The sequence below is a fragment of the Oceanococcus sp. HetDA_MAG_MS8 genome (assembly GCA_019192445.1).
Classification (GTDB): domain Bacteria; phylum Pseudomonadota; class Gammaproteobacteria; order Nevskiales; family Oceanococcaceae; genus MS8.
In genome coordinates this window covers 606,978-621,818 of the sequence record JAHCMK010000001.1, presented here as the reverse complement: position 1 = coordinate 621,818, position 14,841 = coordinate 606,978, and the positions used below count along the sequence as shown (strand labels likewise).

The window sequence follows — 14,841 nt, the reverse complement described above, 5'->3', positions numbered from 1 at the left end:
TTAACCGGTATAGGCCTGGGTTGTTGTCACAATGCCGTCCTCGTCGGCATAAAGCCAGTGTCCAGGGCCAATTCGCAAATCTGCGAAACTCAAATCCACGTCAAACTCACCGCTATTGCGCTTGACGCTTTTTCGAGGATGGGTGCCCATGGCCATCACGCCCACGGCTTGCGCTCCCAGTTCCACGGCATCACGCACATAGCCGTAGACGACGATTCCTGCCCACCCGTTATCGACAGCGAGTTGGCCGAGGTTTCCACCAACCAAGGCGCAGCGCGGAGAAGCGCCACCGTCTACCACCAACACTCGCCCCTCACCCGGTGTTTCAAGGATCTCGCGAACTTTGGTGTTGTCTTCAAAAACTTTGAGCGTTTTGATCGGGCCATGAAAGCGGGTGCGGCCGCCGAAGTGACGAAAAATCGGCGCTGCGACTTGGGCGTCTTGGCCTAGCGCATCTGCGATATCGGTGGTGGCGTGAGTCATAGGTGCTCCGTTTTGGCAATCAATGGAATGACCAAACTCAAGATGGTCAGGCCGAGAAAGGTGATGAGAGTCCAGGCGGGAATCGAGAGGCCTAAGAATGAGGCTTCAATGATGGCGCAGTTGCCGTCCCCCCGCAGGACGGTCGCTACAACTTCTTGCCATGGTGCAATGTCTAGCAGGTAGTCCAAAGAGGGCCCACAAGCCGGCACCTGATCCTCCGGCAGCCCCTGCAGCCATACATGACGGCCAGCAATGGCGGCGCCAACGGCAGCCGCGAGCGCGCCCGCCGCCGCGTAGAAGCCTCGCATCACAGCGTTTGCAGGGTTATGCACGCAGGCGGTGAGCCACACCATACCCAGGCTGATCATGGCGATGCGTTGGAAGACGCACATTGGGCAGGGCTCGAGCTCCAGACCATGTTGGAGATAGAGGGCCCAGGCCATGGCCAGCAAAGGGAATAACCAGCCAAATAAGCTGGCTTGGCGAAATGTCAGTGTGGGCATGATGTGTTGCGGTTGGCCGAAACGATGGAGGATTGAGCTGTCCAGTCTAAGCAAAGTGATTGTAGGCGCGCTGCTTCTACCGTCGACGCAGGACAATGCCAGACGGCCGTTGGAAGACGGTTTCGGTATCCTAGGCGCCCCTGAATCGATGTTCATTACGCTGGACTGGAACCGCTATGCGTTTGTCTGCTCTCACCGCTTTATCTCCAATAGACGGCCGCTATGCCGATAAAACCTGGGGTCTGCGCGAAGTATTTTCCGAGTATGGGCTAATTCGCTACCGCCTCCGAGTAGAGCTACGCTGGCTGCAGGCTTTGGCGCAAGAGGCGCAAATTGCGGAAATCCCTGCGCTGGATGCATCAGTGCAAGCGCAGATCGAGGATATCTTCGAGCAGTTTTCCATGGCCGATGCGCAGCGCGTGAAGGCCATCGAAGATACAACCAACCACGATGTGAAGGCTGTTGAATACTTCTTGAAAGAGAAGCTCAAGGCCATTCCTGAGGTGAGTGACTACACCGAGTTCACACATTTCGCCTGTACTTCTGAAGACATCAACAATCTGGCTTATGCCCAGATGCTCACGCGGGCGCGTGAGGATTACCTGCTCCCCAAACTGGACGACCTCATCGCCAAGATCCGCGAGCTGGCTCTGAGTTTGGCGGATGTTCCATTGCTGTCGCGCACGCATGGCCAGCCCGCTTCTCCCTCCACGATGGGGAAGGAGCTCGGCGTCTTCGTACATCGCCTAGGACGCCAGCGCGAGCAACTGGCAAATGTCCAGATTCTCGGCAAGCTCAATGGAGCGACCGGCAACTTCAACGCGCACATGACGGCCTACCCCGAAGTCGATTGGCAGGCCTTGTCGGGGCGCGTTATCGAAGGCCTAGGTTTGGAGCTGAGTCCATGCACCACGCAGATCGAGCCCCATGACTACGTGGCTGAGTATTTCGCGGTGTTGGTCCGTGTGAACACCATCCTGATAGACATGGCGCGAGACATCTGGGGCTACATTTCCCTGGGTTATTTCAAGCAAAAAACTGTGGCCGGCGAGGTAGGCTCCAGCACCATGCCGCACAAGGTCAATCCGATTGACTTTGAGAACGCCGAGGGCAACCTGGGAATTGCTAACGCGCTGATGCAGCATCTGATCGAAAAGCTGCCCATTTCTCGTTGGCAGCGTGACTTAACCGATAGCACCGTGCAGCGTAACCTGGGTGTGGGTATCGCCCACATGGCCATCTCCTTCCAGGCTTTGGAGAAGGGTTTGGGCAAGTTGGAGGTGAATGCAGCCAGCATGTTGGCTGACCTGGATGGCAACTGGGAAGTTCTAGGCGAAGCGATTCAAACAGTCATGCGCCGTTACAACATTCCCGAGCCATACGAAAAGCTCAAGGAACTCACTCGCGGTAAGCGCATCAATGCCGAAGACCTCGCCGTTTTTGTCGATGGTTTGGACCTCCCGCCGGCTGTTAAGGTGGAGCTCAAAGCGCTGCGCCCTGAAACCTATGTGGGTAACGCTGCCGAACAGGCCCGCGCGCTATGAGCCTTACGGTTGCTCAAGCCATTGAAGCGCGTCGGTCGGTTAAGTACTTCGACTCAGACTATCGCCTTGATTCGGCCGAAGAATCGGCACTGAAGGCGGCAGCTCGGCTGTCGCCCACCGCATTTAACATCCAGAACGGACGCTATGTGCTGGTGCGTGATCCACAAATTAAGGCCGACATCCGCAAGGCGGCCTGGGATCAACCACAGGTTTCGGAGTGCTCTTTGCTCATGGTGCTCTGCTACGACCTGATGGCATGGGATCGCGATCCGCAGCGTTATTGGCGGAATACGCCAGAGCATGTCGCCACACAGATGGTGTCGGAGATTCGTGATTTTTATCGCGATGACGAGACTTTGCAGCGTGATGAAGGCATGCGTAGCTGTGGCATTGCAGCCGGCGCCATCATGCTTCAGGCCCGTGCTCTAGGACTAGATACCTGCGCTATGGACGGTTTCGATTTCAAGCGGGTCGGGCATTTGATCGGATTGCCCGCTGACCATGAAATATGCCTGATGATCGCCATAGGCAAGGCTGTCCAGCCACCACATCCACGCCCAGGACTGGTGGAGCCGGAAGACATCTTCTTCGACGACGGATTCGCCTAGCCAGCCAGCTGCTACGCGCTGGCTAATGATCTGGCTTCGGGGCTCATCAAGATGAGCCCCGAAGCCTTAGCAGTATCCTGCGTATCGTTAAACGGTCTGTTAAGAACTTTTGAGCTGTGCACGCAACACATCGGGCACAGGTGCGGGCTTTTGCTTGGCATAGTCGAACCACACCAAGACCGCGCGCACGTCTGCTACTGCCTGCGCTTCACCCGCCCTAAAGATGGGGGTGATCAAATCCAAGGAGCTGCGCCCGACGCGGGTAATAGCGACGCCGATGTCGAGCTTCGCTGGGTAAACCACCTGCTCATGGAATGCGCAGCCAATGTCGGCCAGAATCGGGCCTTCGCCTTCAGCGAAGACCGAGCCCCCCGCCCCAAACAACTCCTCAAAGTAACGCAGCCTGGCACTTTCGGAATAGCGAAAATATTCGCAGTTGTTGATATGCCCGAGCGCGTCCATGTCGCCCCAGCGGACGTCTAGCTCGCAGGTCCATAGGCCGGGATCGCGTTCGCTTCGTGATTGGCGCATGAGGGTTTGTCCTTAGGCTTGAATATTGGCCAGACCCAGTACATCTGGCATGTCATAGAGTCCGGAGGATTGTTGGGTTGCCCAGCGCGCTGCACGCAGAGCACCTTGGGCAAAATTAGCTCTGGAGGTGGCGCGGTGACGGATTTCCACCTGTTCTCCTTCACACGCAAGTAGCACCGTATGGTCACCGACAATGTCGCCAGCGCGTATGGTCGAAAAGCCAATTGCGCGTGGTGGTCGAGGGCCGGTTTGCCCTACACGAGAGTACACGGCATCGGCGTCTAAGCTGCGCCCTGTGACCTCAGCCGCGGCCCGGCCGAGTCTTAGGGCGGTCCCACTGGGAGCGTCTACCTTGTGCCGATGGTGCGCCTCGATGACCTCGATGTCGGCATCCTGATCCAAAACCTTGGCGGCGAGCTCGGTAAGGCGAATACACACATTCACACCGATACTGAAGTTAGCCGCCTGAACCACGGCCGCCTGTTGGCTGTAATCGTTTAGCCGTTGTTGCTGGGCGGGATTCATGCCGGTGGTCCCAGTGACCAGGGGTTTGGGTTTGAGAGTCAGCGCTTCAAGGGCGTCTAGCGTGCCCTCCGGGCGAGTGAAATCCACCACAACGTCGGCTTTGGCAAAGGCCGCAGGCAAGTCCGCACGTACGCTCACGCCGCAGGGTGCGCGCCCGGCCAGTGCCCCAGCGTCTTGGCCCAGTACGCTGGAGCTTTCGGATTCGGTGGCAGCGACTAAATCCAGAGCGTCGCTGTCTAGAATGAGCCCGACCAAAGCTCGGCCCATGCGGCCTCCAGCGCCGTGGATGGCGATTGCTAGTGCAGTCATTTCATGTGCTCTTCAATGAACTCTTTGGCTTTGTCGAACCAGGAGCGTGATTGCGGATTATGAGGGTTGTCTTGACCACCTAAAGACTCCCCAAATGCGCGCAGCAACTCACGTTGTTTGCGGTTGAGGTTCACTGGAGTCTCTACACTAATCTGACAGAGAAGATCGCCTTGAGGTCCACCGCGAACCGGTTTGACGCCTTCGCCGCGCAGGCGCAGGATCGCTCCGCTTTGCGTTTCTGGGGGAATCTTCAGGGTGCTTTTACCGCCCAGTGTGGGGACATCTAATTCGCCGCCCAATGCCGCCGTCACGATATCTACCGGCACTTGGCAGTACAGATGGTTGTCTTGGCGTTCAAAGAAGTGATGGGGTTCCACTTCAATTTGGACGTACAGATCCCCGGCCATGGCTCCGGATTGACCCAACTCACCTTCTCCGGAGAGGCGAATACGATCGCCGGTATCGACACCCGGTGGAATGGTGACTTTAAGCGTTTTGTCCTTGCGCTTTTGGCCGCTACCACGACAATCCGGACAAGGCTCTTCAATGATCTGACCCCGACCACGGCATTGCGGGCAGGTTTGGCTCACTGACAGGAAACCTTGGTTGATGCGCACCTGACCTGCGCCTCTACAGGTGGGGCAGGTTGTGGGCTGGGTGCCGGGCTTGGCGCCACTGCCATCACAGGTGTCGCAGTCCACGGCCTGCGGAATTTTGATCTCTACTTCCGTGCCGCGTACGGCATCTTCTAAGGAGATGTTGAGGTTGTAGCGTAAGTCCGAACCGCGCCGCGGGCCGCGCCGGGCACCGCCGGTGAAAATGTCCGAGAAAATATCACCAAAGATGTCGCCGAAGCCGCCAAACCCACCATCGCCTCCGCCGCCTGCACCCTTCAGGCCTTCGTGGCCGTAGCGGTCATACACCTCACGCTTTTGTTCATCCGATAGCACTTCGTAAGCTTCGGAGGCTTCCTTGAAACGCTCTTCGGCCTGCGCGTCGTCCGGATTGCGATCCGGATGGTACTTCATGGCCAAGCGCCGGTAGGCTTTCTTGATGGTGGCGAGGTCGGCGTCACGGCCGACAGCCAAAACCTCGTAATAGTCGCGTTTGCTCATGGGGCCTATTCAATGACAAGGGCGCGACCATGAATGTGCTCATCTCGCGCCCTGATTGGGACCATGCCGCTGTGGAGCGACATCGTTAGCAGGAATGCTGCCTTAGCTTGGCGTGCGCTCCGGGGCGATTGTCGCCCCGGAGCGCGGGCTCAAGCGGTGTTCAGCTTACTTCTTATCGTCGTCTTTGACTTCTTCAAACTCGGCGTCGACTACATCTTCGGACTCAGCCTGGGCGGCCTCACCTTCGGCGCCGCCTGCAGCCTGCTCGGCGTAGGCTTTTTCGGCTAACTTCGCCGAGGCCGCCGCCAGCTCTTGCGTCTTGCTGTCGATGGCCTCTTTGTCGCTACCTTCCATGGCCTCACGCAGCGCCTTGATCGCGTCTTCGATCGCCGATTTCTCGCCAGCTTCGACTTTGTCGCCCAAGTCAGTCAGCGACTTCTCCACGCCGTGGATCATGCCTTCGGCCTGATTCTTGGCATCGACCAACTCACGGAACAAACGGTCTTCTTCCGCATGCTCTTCGGCATCCTTGACCATCTTTTCGATTTCGTCATCGGATAGACCGGACGAAGCCTGAATGACAATCTTCTGCTCTTTACCAGTGGCTTTGTCTTTGGCCGACACATTCAAGATGCCATTGGCATCAATGTCGAAGGTCACTTCAATCTGTGGCGTGCCACGTGGTGCTGAAGGGATGCCGGTCAGATCGAACTTTCCTAAGCTCTTGTTGCCGCCAGCTTGCTCACGCTCACCTTGCAGCACGTGTACGGTCACCGCGCCTTGGTTGTCTTCAGCGGTGGTGAAGGTTTCGGTTTTGCGGGTGGGAATGGTGGTGTTTTTCTCGATGAGCTTGGTCATCCGTCCGCCCAGAGTTTCGATACCCAGACTCAACGGAGTGACGTCAAGCAGCAGCACGTCCTTCACATCGCCCGACAGCACCGCCCCTTGGATCGCGGCGCCTACGGCCACGGCCTCATCAGGGTTGACGTCTTTACGCGGGTCTTTGCCAAAGAAGTTTTTGACGGCATCCTGCACTTTGGGCATGCGCGTTTGCCCACCCACCAAAATCACTTCATCAATTTCGCCCGCACTCATGCCGGCGTCTTTGAGGGCGACTTTGCAAGGCTCGATCGTGCGTTGGACCAAATCGTCGACCAAGGCCTCCAGCTTGGCACGGGACAGCTTCAGTGTCAGGTGCTTGGGCCCTGAGGCATCGGCCGTGATGTAGGGCAGATTGATTTCCGTTTGCGAGGTTGAGGACAACTCAATCTTGGCTTTCTCCGCCGCTTCTTTGAGACGCTGCATCGCCAAGGCGTCTCCCCGCAAGTCAACGCCCTGCTCTTTTTTGAACTCGTCGGCGATGTATTCGATGACGCGCATGTCGAAGTCTTCACCACCGAGGAAGGTATCCCCGTTGGTGGACAACACTTCGAACTGCTTCTCGCCATCAATATCGGCAATTTCGATAATGGAGACGTCGAAAGTACCGCCGCCAAGGTCATAAACAGCGATCTTGCGATCGCCTTTGGCCTTATCCAATCCGTAGGCCAAGGCCGCAGCCGTGGGCTCATTGATGATGCGCTTGACTTCGAGGCCAGCGATGCGACCCGCATCCTTTGTGGCCTGGCGCTGGGAGTCATTAAAGTAAGCTGGCACCGTAATCACGGCGCTGTCGACCTTTTCACCCAGATAATCTTCGGCGGCCTGCTTCATCTTGCGCAGAATTTGCGCGGACACTTCCGGCGCCGACATCTTCTTGTCGTTGACTTCGACCCAGGCATCACCGTTGTCGGCCTTGACGATTTTGTAGGGCACCATTTTGATGTCCTTTTGCACCACATCGTCTTCAAAGCGGCGACCAATAAGGCGCTTGATCGCGAACAAGGTGTTTTTGGGGTTGGTCACCGCTTGGCGCTTGGCTGGGCGACCGACCAAAGTTTCTGAGTCGTCGGTGAAGGCGATGACGGATGGGGTTGTACGCTCGCCTTCTGCGTTTTCCAGCACCCGAGGGGTGTCGCCGTCAAGTAGCGCCACACAGCTGTTGGTGGTGCCGAGGTCAATACCGATGGTCTTGGCCATGAAATTCTCCAATTTATGGTTGAACGCGACCGAAGCGGCGCGTTAATAAGCTTGCAAGTGTTTGTAGGGGTGCTTAGAGCAAATTCAAGATGCGTTGCCGTCTGCGGGTGCCTGGGCAACCACAACCATGGCCGGGCGCAGCACGCGCTCGTGCAAGAGATAGCCCTTCTGCACCACATTGAGCACAGTGTTCGGTGCAACCTCGGCGTTGGGGACAGCGGACATGGCCTCATGTTTGGCCGGATCAAAACTCTCGCCCTCGGGGTTAAGCACTTCGATACCGTGGCGACCGAGTGTTTCTCGCAGCATCTTGGCGGTGAGTTGCATGCCTTCTAGCAGGGCCTTGGCTCCGCCTTCCGCGGGCTGATCTTGCTCAGCCGACTGCAGCCCCAGGTCTAGGCTGTCCATCACCGCGATAAGGTCTCGGCTGAATTTCTCCAGAGCAAAACGTCGTGCTTGATCAACGTCCCGTTCAGCCCGCTTTCGAATGTTGTCCTGCTCTGCGGTTGCCCGCAAAAAGCGTTGCCAATTGTCCTCAGCCTTGGCCTGGGCTTCTTCCAGTGCTTTGCTGAGGTTGTCGACCGATACTTCCACAGTGGAGTCTGCACCGGCTTCGGTGCTGGCTTGGTCGGCTTGCGCTGACTCGGGCGGCTGAGACGCCGCGTCTTTATTGCTTTCCGTCACGAGAGAGGATCCCTAATGGCCACCAAAGGGCCTCAGATGGGGTTGAGATCCTGCGGATTCAAGTGTTCACCCAAGGCTTTAGCCGTAGCCTGGACTAAAGGGATGGCGCTGGCGTAATTCATGCGCATAGGACCAACGACACCGACTACCCCTAAGTGCTGATCGTCCACCGCGTAGGGGACGGCAATGACGCCACACCCTGCGAGTAGGTCCAAACCAGATTCCGCGCCCAAAAAGATCCGCATATCCCCAGCTTGAAGGCAATGACTGAATAGCTCCATCCATTGCTGTTTTTCGTCCAGGGCATCAAAAAGCTGTCGCAGCCGGTCGGGGTCAGCCAAATCTTGATGCTGCGCAAGGCGGCGGTCACCAGCAATGCGTAGACGTGGCTCGGGGCGCGCGAGGTCGTCGAGCACCGCGACCACCTCACCAAGGGCTTGATGGATCGCTTGATGAGAATGGCGTAAATCCTGGCGCAGACGCTGATGAATACTATCTAGGCGCAAACCAGCAAAGCGTTCGCTGAGCTGACGGGCAATGAGCGTTAAACGCTCGGCGCTGATCTCCTCCGCCAATTCGAAGATGCGGTTCTCGACTTCGCCAGGCTCGAAGACCAAGATCGCAAGCACGCGTCGGGGTTGTAAGCGAATGAACTCAACCTGACGTAGCACCCGCTGAGTGCGTTGCGGCAAGCTAACAATAGCAGCGACCTGGCTGAGGTCTGCCAGAGTTTCAGCGGCCACCTTGCCGGCTTCCCGGCCGCGTCTTAACTGGTCCTGTAGTTGTCGGCGGAGTTGGAGCTCAGCCTGCGCGGATAGCGGAGCAGGCACAAAGATCCTTTCCAAAAATAAGCGCATACCGTCCGCGGTTGGTGCGCGCCCGGCACTGGTGTGCGCCGCATGTAGCAAGCCCATGGCTTCGAGGTCGGCAAGCACACTGCGGATCGTTGCGGGGCTCATCCGCATACCCGGCATCTGCGCCAAGGTTTTGGAGCCTACGGCATCTCCATCCACCAGATAACGCTCGACCACCAGCTTCAGAATGAGGCTGGCACGCAGGTCTAAATCAAGGCCATCACGGGGTTTGTGCGTTTTCACATGAGGGAAGATAGGGGCAGCAGGTGCGGAAAACAAGCTCAGATCATCCCTCTGATCTGGCTCCATGTTCTGCCATCAGGCGTCTACGTTGATAGCGGCCACTCGGGCGAGCCTGGCCCACTGAGGCCTTAGAGGTTCAGACTAAGCATGCCCAACATGTGGCCCCAGTCATGTGCGCATCCGCTATGCTGACTGCGCTTTTCTACAGAAGTCGACGCGGGGATGTTAGATCAGGCAGCTGGGGATCAAGGCTTTACCCGATGCGGGATCGTCGTGAAGGAAGATGCGCGCGGCGCGGCGGAGACCTTGGCCGCGTTGGTCGAGGGACTACAGGCGGTGAATGTCCCCGCTGTGGTTGATAAACGGACTGCAGAAGCATTCACTACGAACCTGGCGAGTGTGCCGCTGGAAGAGATGGGCGCCCACTGCGACCTGATGATTGTCGTCGGTGGCGATGGCACCTTGCTACGTGCCAGCCGCGTCGTTTTGGCTGATGATCTGCCGGTGCTTGGGATCAACCTGGGGCGCTTAGGCTTCATGGTGGATATCGCACCCAAAGCAGCAGTAGAAACCTTGCAGGAGATTCTTCAGGGCCGGTATCGGGAAGAACATCGTTTCGTATTGCAGGCCAGCTTGGACGATGTAGACCTGGGAGTGGCGATCAACGACGTGGTGATCCGTCATCCGGAACCCGTTTCCATGTTGGAGTACGTCACCTACGCTGATGGTCGCTTAATTAGTCACCATCGCGCCGATGGATTGATTATCACCACGCCCACAGGATCTACGGCCTATGCTTTGTCCGCCAATGGCCCCATGCTTCATCCGGCGACCCAGGCTTTGGGCCTAGTACCCATTTGCCCGCATACGCTGAGCGATCGTCCTTTGGTTCTTCCGGCAGATAGCGTGATTGAGTTCCGCTTGGTGGCGCCTAGCGACCAAGCCATTATCACCCTGGACGGCACTGACAAGATCAACCTTGGTTTGGGCGCGCGTTTAGGCGTGTCCCGGGCGGAAAAGCCCCTGCGCCTTATTCATCCCATTGACTACGATTGGTATGGCATTCTGCGCTCCAAGCTCAGCTGGGGCCGAGAGAAGCCACCTTTATAAGTCCGTGCTCAACTCATTACGCATTGCAAACTTCGCCACTGTGGACCAACTGGCGATGGACTTCGGGCCTGGACTCACTGCTTTAACAGGAGAGACCGGGGCCGGAAAATCCATCTTATTTGACGCCTTAGACTTGCTGTTTGGGGCCCGCGCCGACAGTGGTATGGTGCGCTCCGGCTGCGATCGCACCGAGCTGCAGGCTGATATCAGCTTGAGTGCGCAGTCGCCAGCTCGGGTTTGGCTGGCAGACAACGGCCTGGACGACCCGGATACGCCCGATGGCTTATTGGTCCGCAGGCTGATTAAAGCGGATGGGGGTTCGCGGGCCTGGATTAACGGCGTGAAGGTCACGGTATCGCAGCTGCGAGAGCTTGCGGACTTGGTGTTAGACATTCATGGTCAGCACGCGCATCAGGCTCTGCTGCGGGCGACCCACCAACGCGATTTTCTGGACGCCTTTGGCCAACTCACAAGCCAGCGTGAGGCGGTGAAGCTGGCCTACCGGCACTGGCAAGGCCTGCGCCGCGAACGTGAACGGCGCGCCAGTGAGGGTTTTGGTGATCCGGCAGAATTGGACTTGGCCCGGTATCAGCTAGCCGAGTTGGAGGAATTAGCCCCAGCGGAAGACGAGCTTGAGCGTTTGAATCAAGACTTCCTGCGGCTGAGCCGCGTAGATGAAAGTCGCGCGGATTGCGCCTACATCGCCCAAGCCTTAACGGCTGATGGCGGCGTTGAGGACTTGCTTGGCGCGCTGCTTCGGCGTGCCGATGCCCTGCAGGAGTCAGACAGCAGCCTCGCGTCCATCAGCGAGCAGCTCACTTTGGCGATGGAGGCGGCGCAGCAGGCCCGCCGTGAAAGCGAGCATGCGGCCGAAGCTATGGAGTCCGACCCGGAAACCCTGGCCCAGATTAGTCAGCGCCTAGAACTCTGGGAGGATCTTGCGCGTAAGCATCGCGTGTCCGGGGGCGAGCTGCCTGCGCATTGGTCCAGTCTGGCAGCCAGAGTGCAGCAGGCAGATCAGGATGCGCAGGGCTTAGAAGCCCTGGATGCTGAGATTCAGGCTGCCCAGGCGGCCTACGCCCAAGCCGCCCAGGCTTTAAGCCAAGCGCGAGAACAGGCCGCCTTGGGCTTGGCCGAGGCCTTAGGCCAGCGCTTGCCGGCCCTGGGACTGCCGCATGCGCAGCTACAGATTGAGGTCAAAACTCAGGAGAGCGCGCCAGCGGTGCACGGTTGGAACCAGGTTCAATTCCTGGTGAGCATGAACCCGGGGCAGCCACCGCAGCCTTTGGCCAAGGTGGCCTCCGGGGGGGAACTCGCGCGGATCAGCCTGGCAGTGGCCGTGAGCGCCCAGATGGCGGTCAACATTCCCATACTGCTGTTCGACGAGGTCGATGTTGGCGTGGGTGGTGCGATTGCCGAAGCTATCGGTGAGCACCTCGCGGACCTAGCGCGCGATAATCAAGTGCTATGTGTGACCCATCAGCCGCAGGTTGCAGCATTGGCAACGACTCATATCTATGTCGATAAACATGTTGAGCAGGGCCAAACCTTTAGCCGGCTGCGCCAGCTGGATTTAGACGCACGTGTGGACGAGCTCAGCCGTATGGCTGGCGGCCGCAACATTACTGAGCAGACGCGCGCGCATGCGCGCGCCATGTTGGGTTTAGAAACTCAAGCCGACTGAGGTCTGCCCTGCAGCTGCCCGGCGGGGTGCTAGGAAGCGGCCCTTAGCGCTCAGTGAGCGCGGTCACTGGTGGGGATATCGTCGCCGCCACAGTCCGTCCGTTGGCATTCTCCATACAACACCAAACTGTGGTCATGAAGTTTGAAGCCATGTTCAGCGCTGATGTCGCGTTGGCGCTTCTCAATAACCTCATCAAAGAACTCTACGACCTTGCCGCAGCGTGTACATACAATGTGGTCATGATGTTCTCCGTCATCCAGCTCGAAGACCGCCTGCCCACCATCGAAATTATGGCGTGTGACTAAGCCTGCGGCCTCGAATTGCGTGAGAACGCGGTAGACGGTCGCCAGTCCAATCTTTTCCTCTCCCAAGCCCATGAGCTCCCGATACACATCTTCAGCACTCAAATGGCGCGAGCTCTCTCGCTCGAGGATTTCGAGAATTTTGAGGCGGGGTAAGGTGACCTTGAGCCCTGCGCGACGCAAGTCCTTGGATTCCATGGGCACTGTGCTGTTCGTGATTCGGTAAACTCTTATTATCCCGCTTTATGGAACGACGCGCACCCATGCGACTGCTTTTGCTCTTTAGCCTACTCTTATCCGCCTGCTCGACCTTTAGGGTGACAATCCACCAGGGCAATGTGGTGCAAGAGGAAAAGCTCGCCCAACTCCAGCCCGGCATGACACCGGTGCAAGTGGAATACCTGCTTGGTACTCCTATGCTGCGCAGTGAAATTACCCCCCATCGTTGGGACTACGTTCTGCGGATCACGCGCGGCGAAGAGACGCTGCGCGACAGGCGCATCACTGTTTACTTTGCGGATGGTGTCGTCAGCCGAATTGAAGACACGGCAGACACCGCTGAGGAGACACCTGCAGAGGTCGCCGCTTAACCAGGATGCCCTGGGCCCAGGCTCTGTCTGAATCACTTTTTGTTGAGCCGGTTTTTTGCGCGTCGGCGCCGCGCCTCTTTGGGGTCGGCGATGAGGGGGCGATAAACCTCTACGCGATCGCCAGAGCGCAGCCGTTGGTCGAGTGTGCAGGGTTTGCCCCAGATGCCCACTTGCAGCGGGCGCGGTAGTCCTTGCGGTACCTGCTTTTCCAAGCCGCTAGCGCGAATCGCCTCCGCCACGGTGGCGCCTTCTGCGAGCACAAGAGCCAGCAGCCATTGCCGCTCGGGCAGCGCATAGGCGACCTCAACGCAGATGTCTGAAGATGGACGATTCACGACTGTGTGCCGGAGGAGATCTTTGCCAAGCCGTAGTTTAGTGCTTCGCGAATAAACTCAGCTGCCAAAAGTCGGCCATGCGCTGTGCCCAACCACTGCCGATGAGAATCCATATAAGCAACGCGCTGCGCAGCACGTAGCGCCAGTACAGGTAGCGCAAGCCGGCGAGCAGCCAGGAACCTGGTTGTGCCCATACCAAGGCTGCAGGTGGAAGGCTACGAACCATGGCACTGAGCATGAGGACTGCGAGTAGCGGGATCGCCCAGTTTTGCAGGTGGGCGCTGAGCTGCATGGACCATGGGGCAGCGCCGCGGTAGTCCAGAGCATGCTCCAGGAGTAAACGCAGAGAAAACAAAAAACCGACTGCCGCAATTCCAAGTAAAGGCCAGCCAGCAGCCCCACCAAAGCGGTGGTAAAGCCATTGCCGCCATGGAAGAAACAGCAGACGGGCGCCCAGAATCAATACCAGAGCGATGGTTCCAATACCAAGCCAACTCCATCCTTGCGCCCAGTGCGTCCAACTATGTAGCAGCCAGGACAAGCCCTGCTGCTCGTTTAGTGTCTCCCACCAATGCTGAGTCCAGCCTACTAAGGCTAGCGTCCATAGGGCTTGACCGATCACCAAGGCCCAGGGCCAGCTCCACCCAGACTGGGTGACATCGCTCCAAGGCAAATAGGGCTGGACTCGAATGGCGTAGTAAATGCCCAGGCCCAGGAGACTGGAGAGCATGCCGTATTGCATGCCGCAAAAAATGGCTGGGATGTTCAGCGGCTGCTCCAGCCATGGCACCGGGTGTAGAGCCAAAGTCGCAAGCCCAATGATCAGGATGCTGCCCAGCCATAATGCGAGAGCGATGCCTAGTAGCTGGATCAGACCTAGACGGGGAACGGGGGTGCTAGCCAGACACCAAACCAAGAAGAGGACCAAGGCCATATGGCCCAATGTCGGGTCTGCTGCCGCCATTGCTGCAGCTGTATCCGTGCTCAGGCTCAAGGCCGCCGCTGCCAACATCAGACTGCACAAAAGTAACAGCAGCATGAGTGCCGCCCCCGTCACCCATAGCCAAATCGGGCGCATATGGCGCATGCGCATACCATCAGCCGCAGCCACAACCCAAGGTCGACCGGCGAGACGAAAAGCGGCCTCCTCGGCTTGATAGGCGGGCTGAGTGAAGAGCAGCAAAGCAGCTAAGTAGCCCCATAGAACACCGGGCCCTTGCGTGTGGATGGCTGGCGCAAGAAACAAAGCGCCCATCACCCCACCCAGCGCGGCGCTGAGCCAGACGAGATGCGACGCTACACTAAGGCTCTGCATCCATCGCCGTCTCATGGCCAGATGGAC

General features: G+C 58.1%; 16 protein-coding genes. 5 read left to right on the top strand and 11 right to left on the bottom strand.

Going from position 1 to position 14,841, the window contains the following annotated elements; all coding sequences use genetic code 11:
• Both rraA and KI787_02510 read right to left on the bottom strand, forming a co-directional pair.
• On the bottom strand, positions 1 to 483 hold the full coding sequence (gene rraA / locus KI787_02515) for a ribonuclease E activity regulator RraA (GenBank protein MBV6628806.1): 483 nt from the start codon (positions 481 to 483) through the stop codon (positions 1 to 3).
• Positions 480 to 986 carry a disulfide bond formation protein B gene (locus KI787_02510; GenBank protein MBV6628805.1) on the bottom strand — a complete coding sequence of 169 codons (507 nt, stop codon included), beginning with the start codon at positions 984 to 986 and terminating at the stop codon, positions 480 to 482. The genes rraA and KI787_02510 overlap by 4 nt, the downstream gene beginning before the upstream one ends.
• Positions 987 to 1,162: 176 nt before the next feature.
• Here KI787_02510 and purB point away from each other — a divergent pair, with 176 nt between their 5' ends.
• Both purB and KI787_02500 read left to right on the top strand, forming a co-directional pair.
• Complete coding sequence (gene purB / locus KI787_02505; protein ID MBV6628804.1) at positions 1,163 to 2,530, top strand: adenylosuccinate lyase; 1,368 nt, start codon at positions 1,163 to 1,165, stop codon at positions 2,528 to 2,530.
• Positions 2,527 to 3,138 (top strand): nitroreductase family protein, encoded by a 612-nt coding sequence (locus tag KI787_02500; GenBank protein ID MBV6628803.1) that lies wholly within the window; start codon positions 2,527 to 2,529, stop codon positions 3,136 to 3,138. The genes purB and KI787_02500 overlap by 4 nt, the downstream gene beginning before the upstream one ends.
• Before the next feature lie 99 nt (positions 3,139 to 3,237).
• On the opposite strand, the gene KI787_02495 is transcribed toward KI787_02500, so the two are convergent.
• The 6 genes from KI787_02495 to hrcA form a co-directional block, all read right to left on the bottom strand.
• On the bottom strand, positions 3,238 to 3,669 hold the full coding sequence (locus KI787_02495; protein ID MBV6628802.1) for an acyl-CoA thioesterase: 432 nt from the start codon (positions 3,667 to 3,669) through the stop codon (positions 3,238 to 3,240).
• A 12-nt stretch (positions 3,670 to 3,681) separates the two neighbouring features.
• Complete coding sequence (gene dapB, locus KI787_02490) at positions 3,682 to 4,503, bottom strand: 4-hydroxy-tetrahydrodipicolinate reductase (protein ID MBV6628801.1); 822 nt, start codon at positions 4,501 to 4,503, stop codon at positions 3,682 to 3,684.
• Positions 4,500 to 5,618: a molecular chaperone DnaJ gene (gene dnaJ, locus KI787_02485; GenBank protein ID MBV6628800.1), complete on the bottom strand. Its 1,119-nt coding sequence runs from the start codon at positions 5,616 to 5,618 to the stop codon at positions 4,500 to 4,502. Before dnaJ ends, dapB begins: the two co-directional genes overlap by 4 nt.
• Positions 5,619 to 5,783: 165 nt before the next feature.
• On the bottom strand, positions 5,784 to 7,697 hold the full coding sequence (gene dnaK / locus KI787_02480; protein MBV6628799.1) for a molecular chaperone DnaK: 1,914 nt from the start codon (positions 7,695 to 7,697) through the stop codon (positions 5,784 to 5,786).
• An 84-nt stretch (positions 7,698 to 7,781) separates the two neighbouring features.
• The gene (gene grpE, locus KI787_02475; GenBank protein MBV6628798.1) at positions 7,782 to 8,381 is read right to left on the bottom strand and encodes a nucleotide exchange factor GrpE; all 600 of its coding nucleotides are present in this window, start codon (positions 8,379 to 8,381) and stop codon (positions 7,782 to 7,784) included.
• Between the two features lie 32 nt (positions 8,382 to 8,413).
• The gene (hrcA, locus tag KI787_02470; protein ID MBV6628797.1) at positions 8,414 to 9,544 is read right to left on the bottom strand and encodes a heat-inducible transcription repressor HrcA; all 1,131 of its coding nucleotides are present in this window, start codon (positions 9,542 to 9,544) and stop codon (positions 8,414 to 8,416) included.
• Positions 9,545 to 9,700: 156 nt separating this feature from the next.
• On the opposite strand from hrcA, the gene KI787_02465 reads away from it, so the two are divergent.
• Complete coding sequence (locus KI787_02465; protein MBV6628796.1) at positions 9,701 to 10,588, top strand: NAD(+)/NADH kinase; 888 nt, start codon at positions 9,701 to 9,703, stop codon at positions 10,586 to 10,588.
• A 4-nt stretch (positions 10,589 to 10,592) separates the two neighbouring features.
• Positions 10,593 to 12,272: a DNA repair protein RecN gene (recN, locus tag KI787_02460; GenBank protein MBV6628795.1), complete on the top strand. Its 1,680-nt coding sequence runs from the start codon at positions 10,593 to 10,595 to the stop codon at positions 12,270 to 12,272.
• Positions 12,273 to 12,322: 50 nt separating this feature from the next.
• Here recN and fur read toward each other — a convergent pair whose 3' ends face one another.
• A complete protein-coding gene (fur, locus tag KI787_02455; protein MBV6628794.1) occupies positions 12,323 to 12,772 on the bottom strand; it encodes a ferric iron uptake transcriptional regulator in 450 nt (149 codons plus the stop codon).
• 65 nt (positions 12,773 to 12,837) lie between these two features.
• On the opposite strand from fur, the gene KI787_02450 reads away from it, so the two are divergent.
• The gene (locus tag KI787_02450) at positions 12,838 to 13,164 is read left to right on the top strand and encodes an outer membrane protein assembly factor BamE (protein ID MBV6628793.1); all 327 of its coding nucleotides are present in this window, start codon (positions 12,838 to 12,840) and stop codon (positions 13,162 to 13,164) included.
• A 32-nt stretch (positions 13,165 to 13,196) separates the two neighbouring features.
• Here KI787_02450 and KI787_02445 read toward each other — a convergent pair whose 3' ends face one another.
• Entirely contained in the window at positions 13,197 to 13,478 is a 282-nt protein-coding gene (locus tag KI787_02445) for an RnfH family protein (GenBank protein ID MBV6628792.1), read from the bottom strand.
• A gap of 58 nt (positions 13,479 to 13,536) precedes the next feature.
• Positions 13,537 to 14,814, bottom strand: coding sequence for a hypothetical protein (locus KI787_02440; GenBank protein MBV6628791.1), 1,278 nt, complete (start codon positions 14,812 to 14,814; stop codon positions 13,537 to 13,539).
• Positions 14,815 to 14,841: the final 27 nt, after the last annotated feature.

What these genes read in the sequence shown, in the direction of transcription:
- rraA (MBV6628806.1), bottom strand. Translation starts at nt 483, where the DNA reads ATGACTCACGCCACCACCGATATCGCAGATGCGCTAGGCCAAGACGCC.
- KI787_02500 (MBV6628803.1), top strand. Translation starts at nt 2,527, where the DNA reads ATGAGCCTTACGGTTGCTCAAGCCATTGAAGCGCGTCGGTCGGTTAAG.
- dnaJ (MBV6628800.1), bottom strand. Translation starts at nt 5,618, where the DNA reads ATGAGCAAACGCGACTATTACGAGGTTTTGGCTGTCGGCCGTGACGCC.
- KI787_02450 (MBV6628793.1), top strand. Translation starts at nt 12,838, where the DNA reads ATGCGACTGCTTTTGCTCTTTAGCCTACTCTTATCCGCCTGCTCGACC.
- purB (MBV6628804.1), top strand. Translation starts at nt 1,163, where the DNA reads ATGCGTTTGTCTGCTCTCACCGCTTTATCTCCAATAGACGGCCGCTAT.
- KI787_02440 (MBV6628791.1), bottom strand. Translation starts at nt 14,814, where the DNA reads ATGCAGAGCCTTAGTGTAGCGTCGCATCTCGTCTGGCTCAGCGCCGCG.
- KI787_02495 (MBV6628802.1), bottom strand. Translation starts at nt 3,669, where the DNA reads ATGCGCCAATCACGAAGCGAACGCGATCCCGGCCTATGGACCTGCGAG.
- KI787_02510 (MBV6628805.1), bottom strand. Translation starts at nt 986, where the DNA reads ATGCCCACACTGACATTTCGCCAAGCCAGCTTATTTGGCTGGTTATTC.
- dapB (MBV6628801.1), bottom strand. Translation starts at nt 4,503, where the DNA reads ATGACTGCACTAGCAATCGCCATCCACGGCGCTGGAGGCCGCATGGGC.
- fur (MBV6628794.1), bottom strand. Translation starts at nt 12,772, where the DNA reads ATGGAATCCAAGGACTTGCGTCGCGCAGGGCTCAAGGTCACCTTACCC.
- dnaK (MBV6628799.1), bottom strand. Translation starts at nt 7,697, where the DNA reads ATGGCCAAGACCATCGGTATTGACCTCGGCACCACCAACAGCTGTGTG.
- KI787_02465 (MBV6628796.1), top strand. Translation starts at nt 9,701, where the DNA reads ATGTTAGATCAGGCAGCTGGGGATCAAGGCTTTACCCGATGCGGGATC.
- hrcA (MBV6628797.1), bottom strand. Translation starts at nt 9,544, where the DNA reads ATGGAGCCAGATCAGAGGGATGATCTGAGCTTGTTTTCCGCACCTGCT.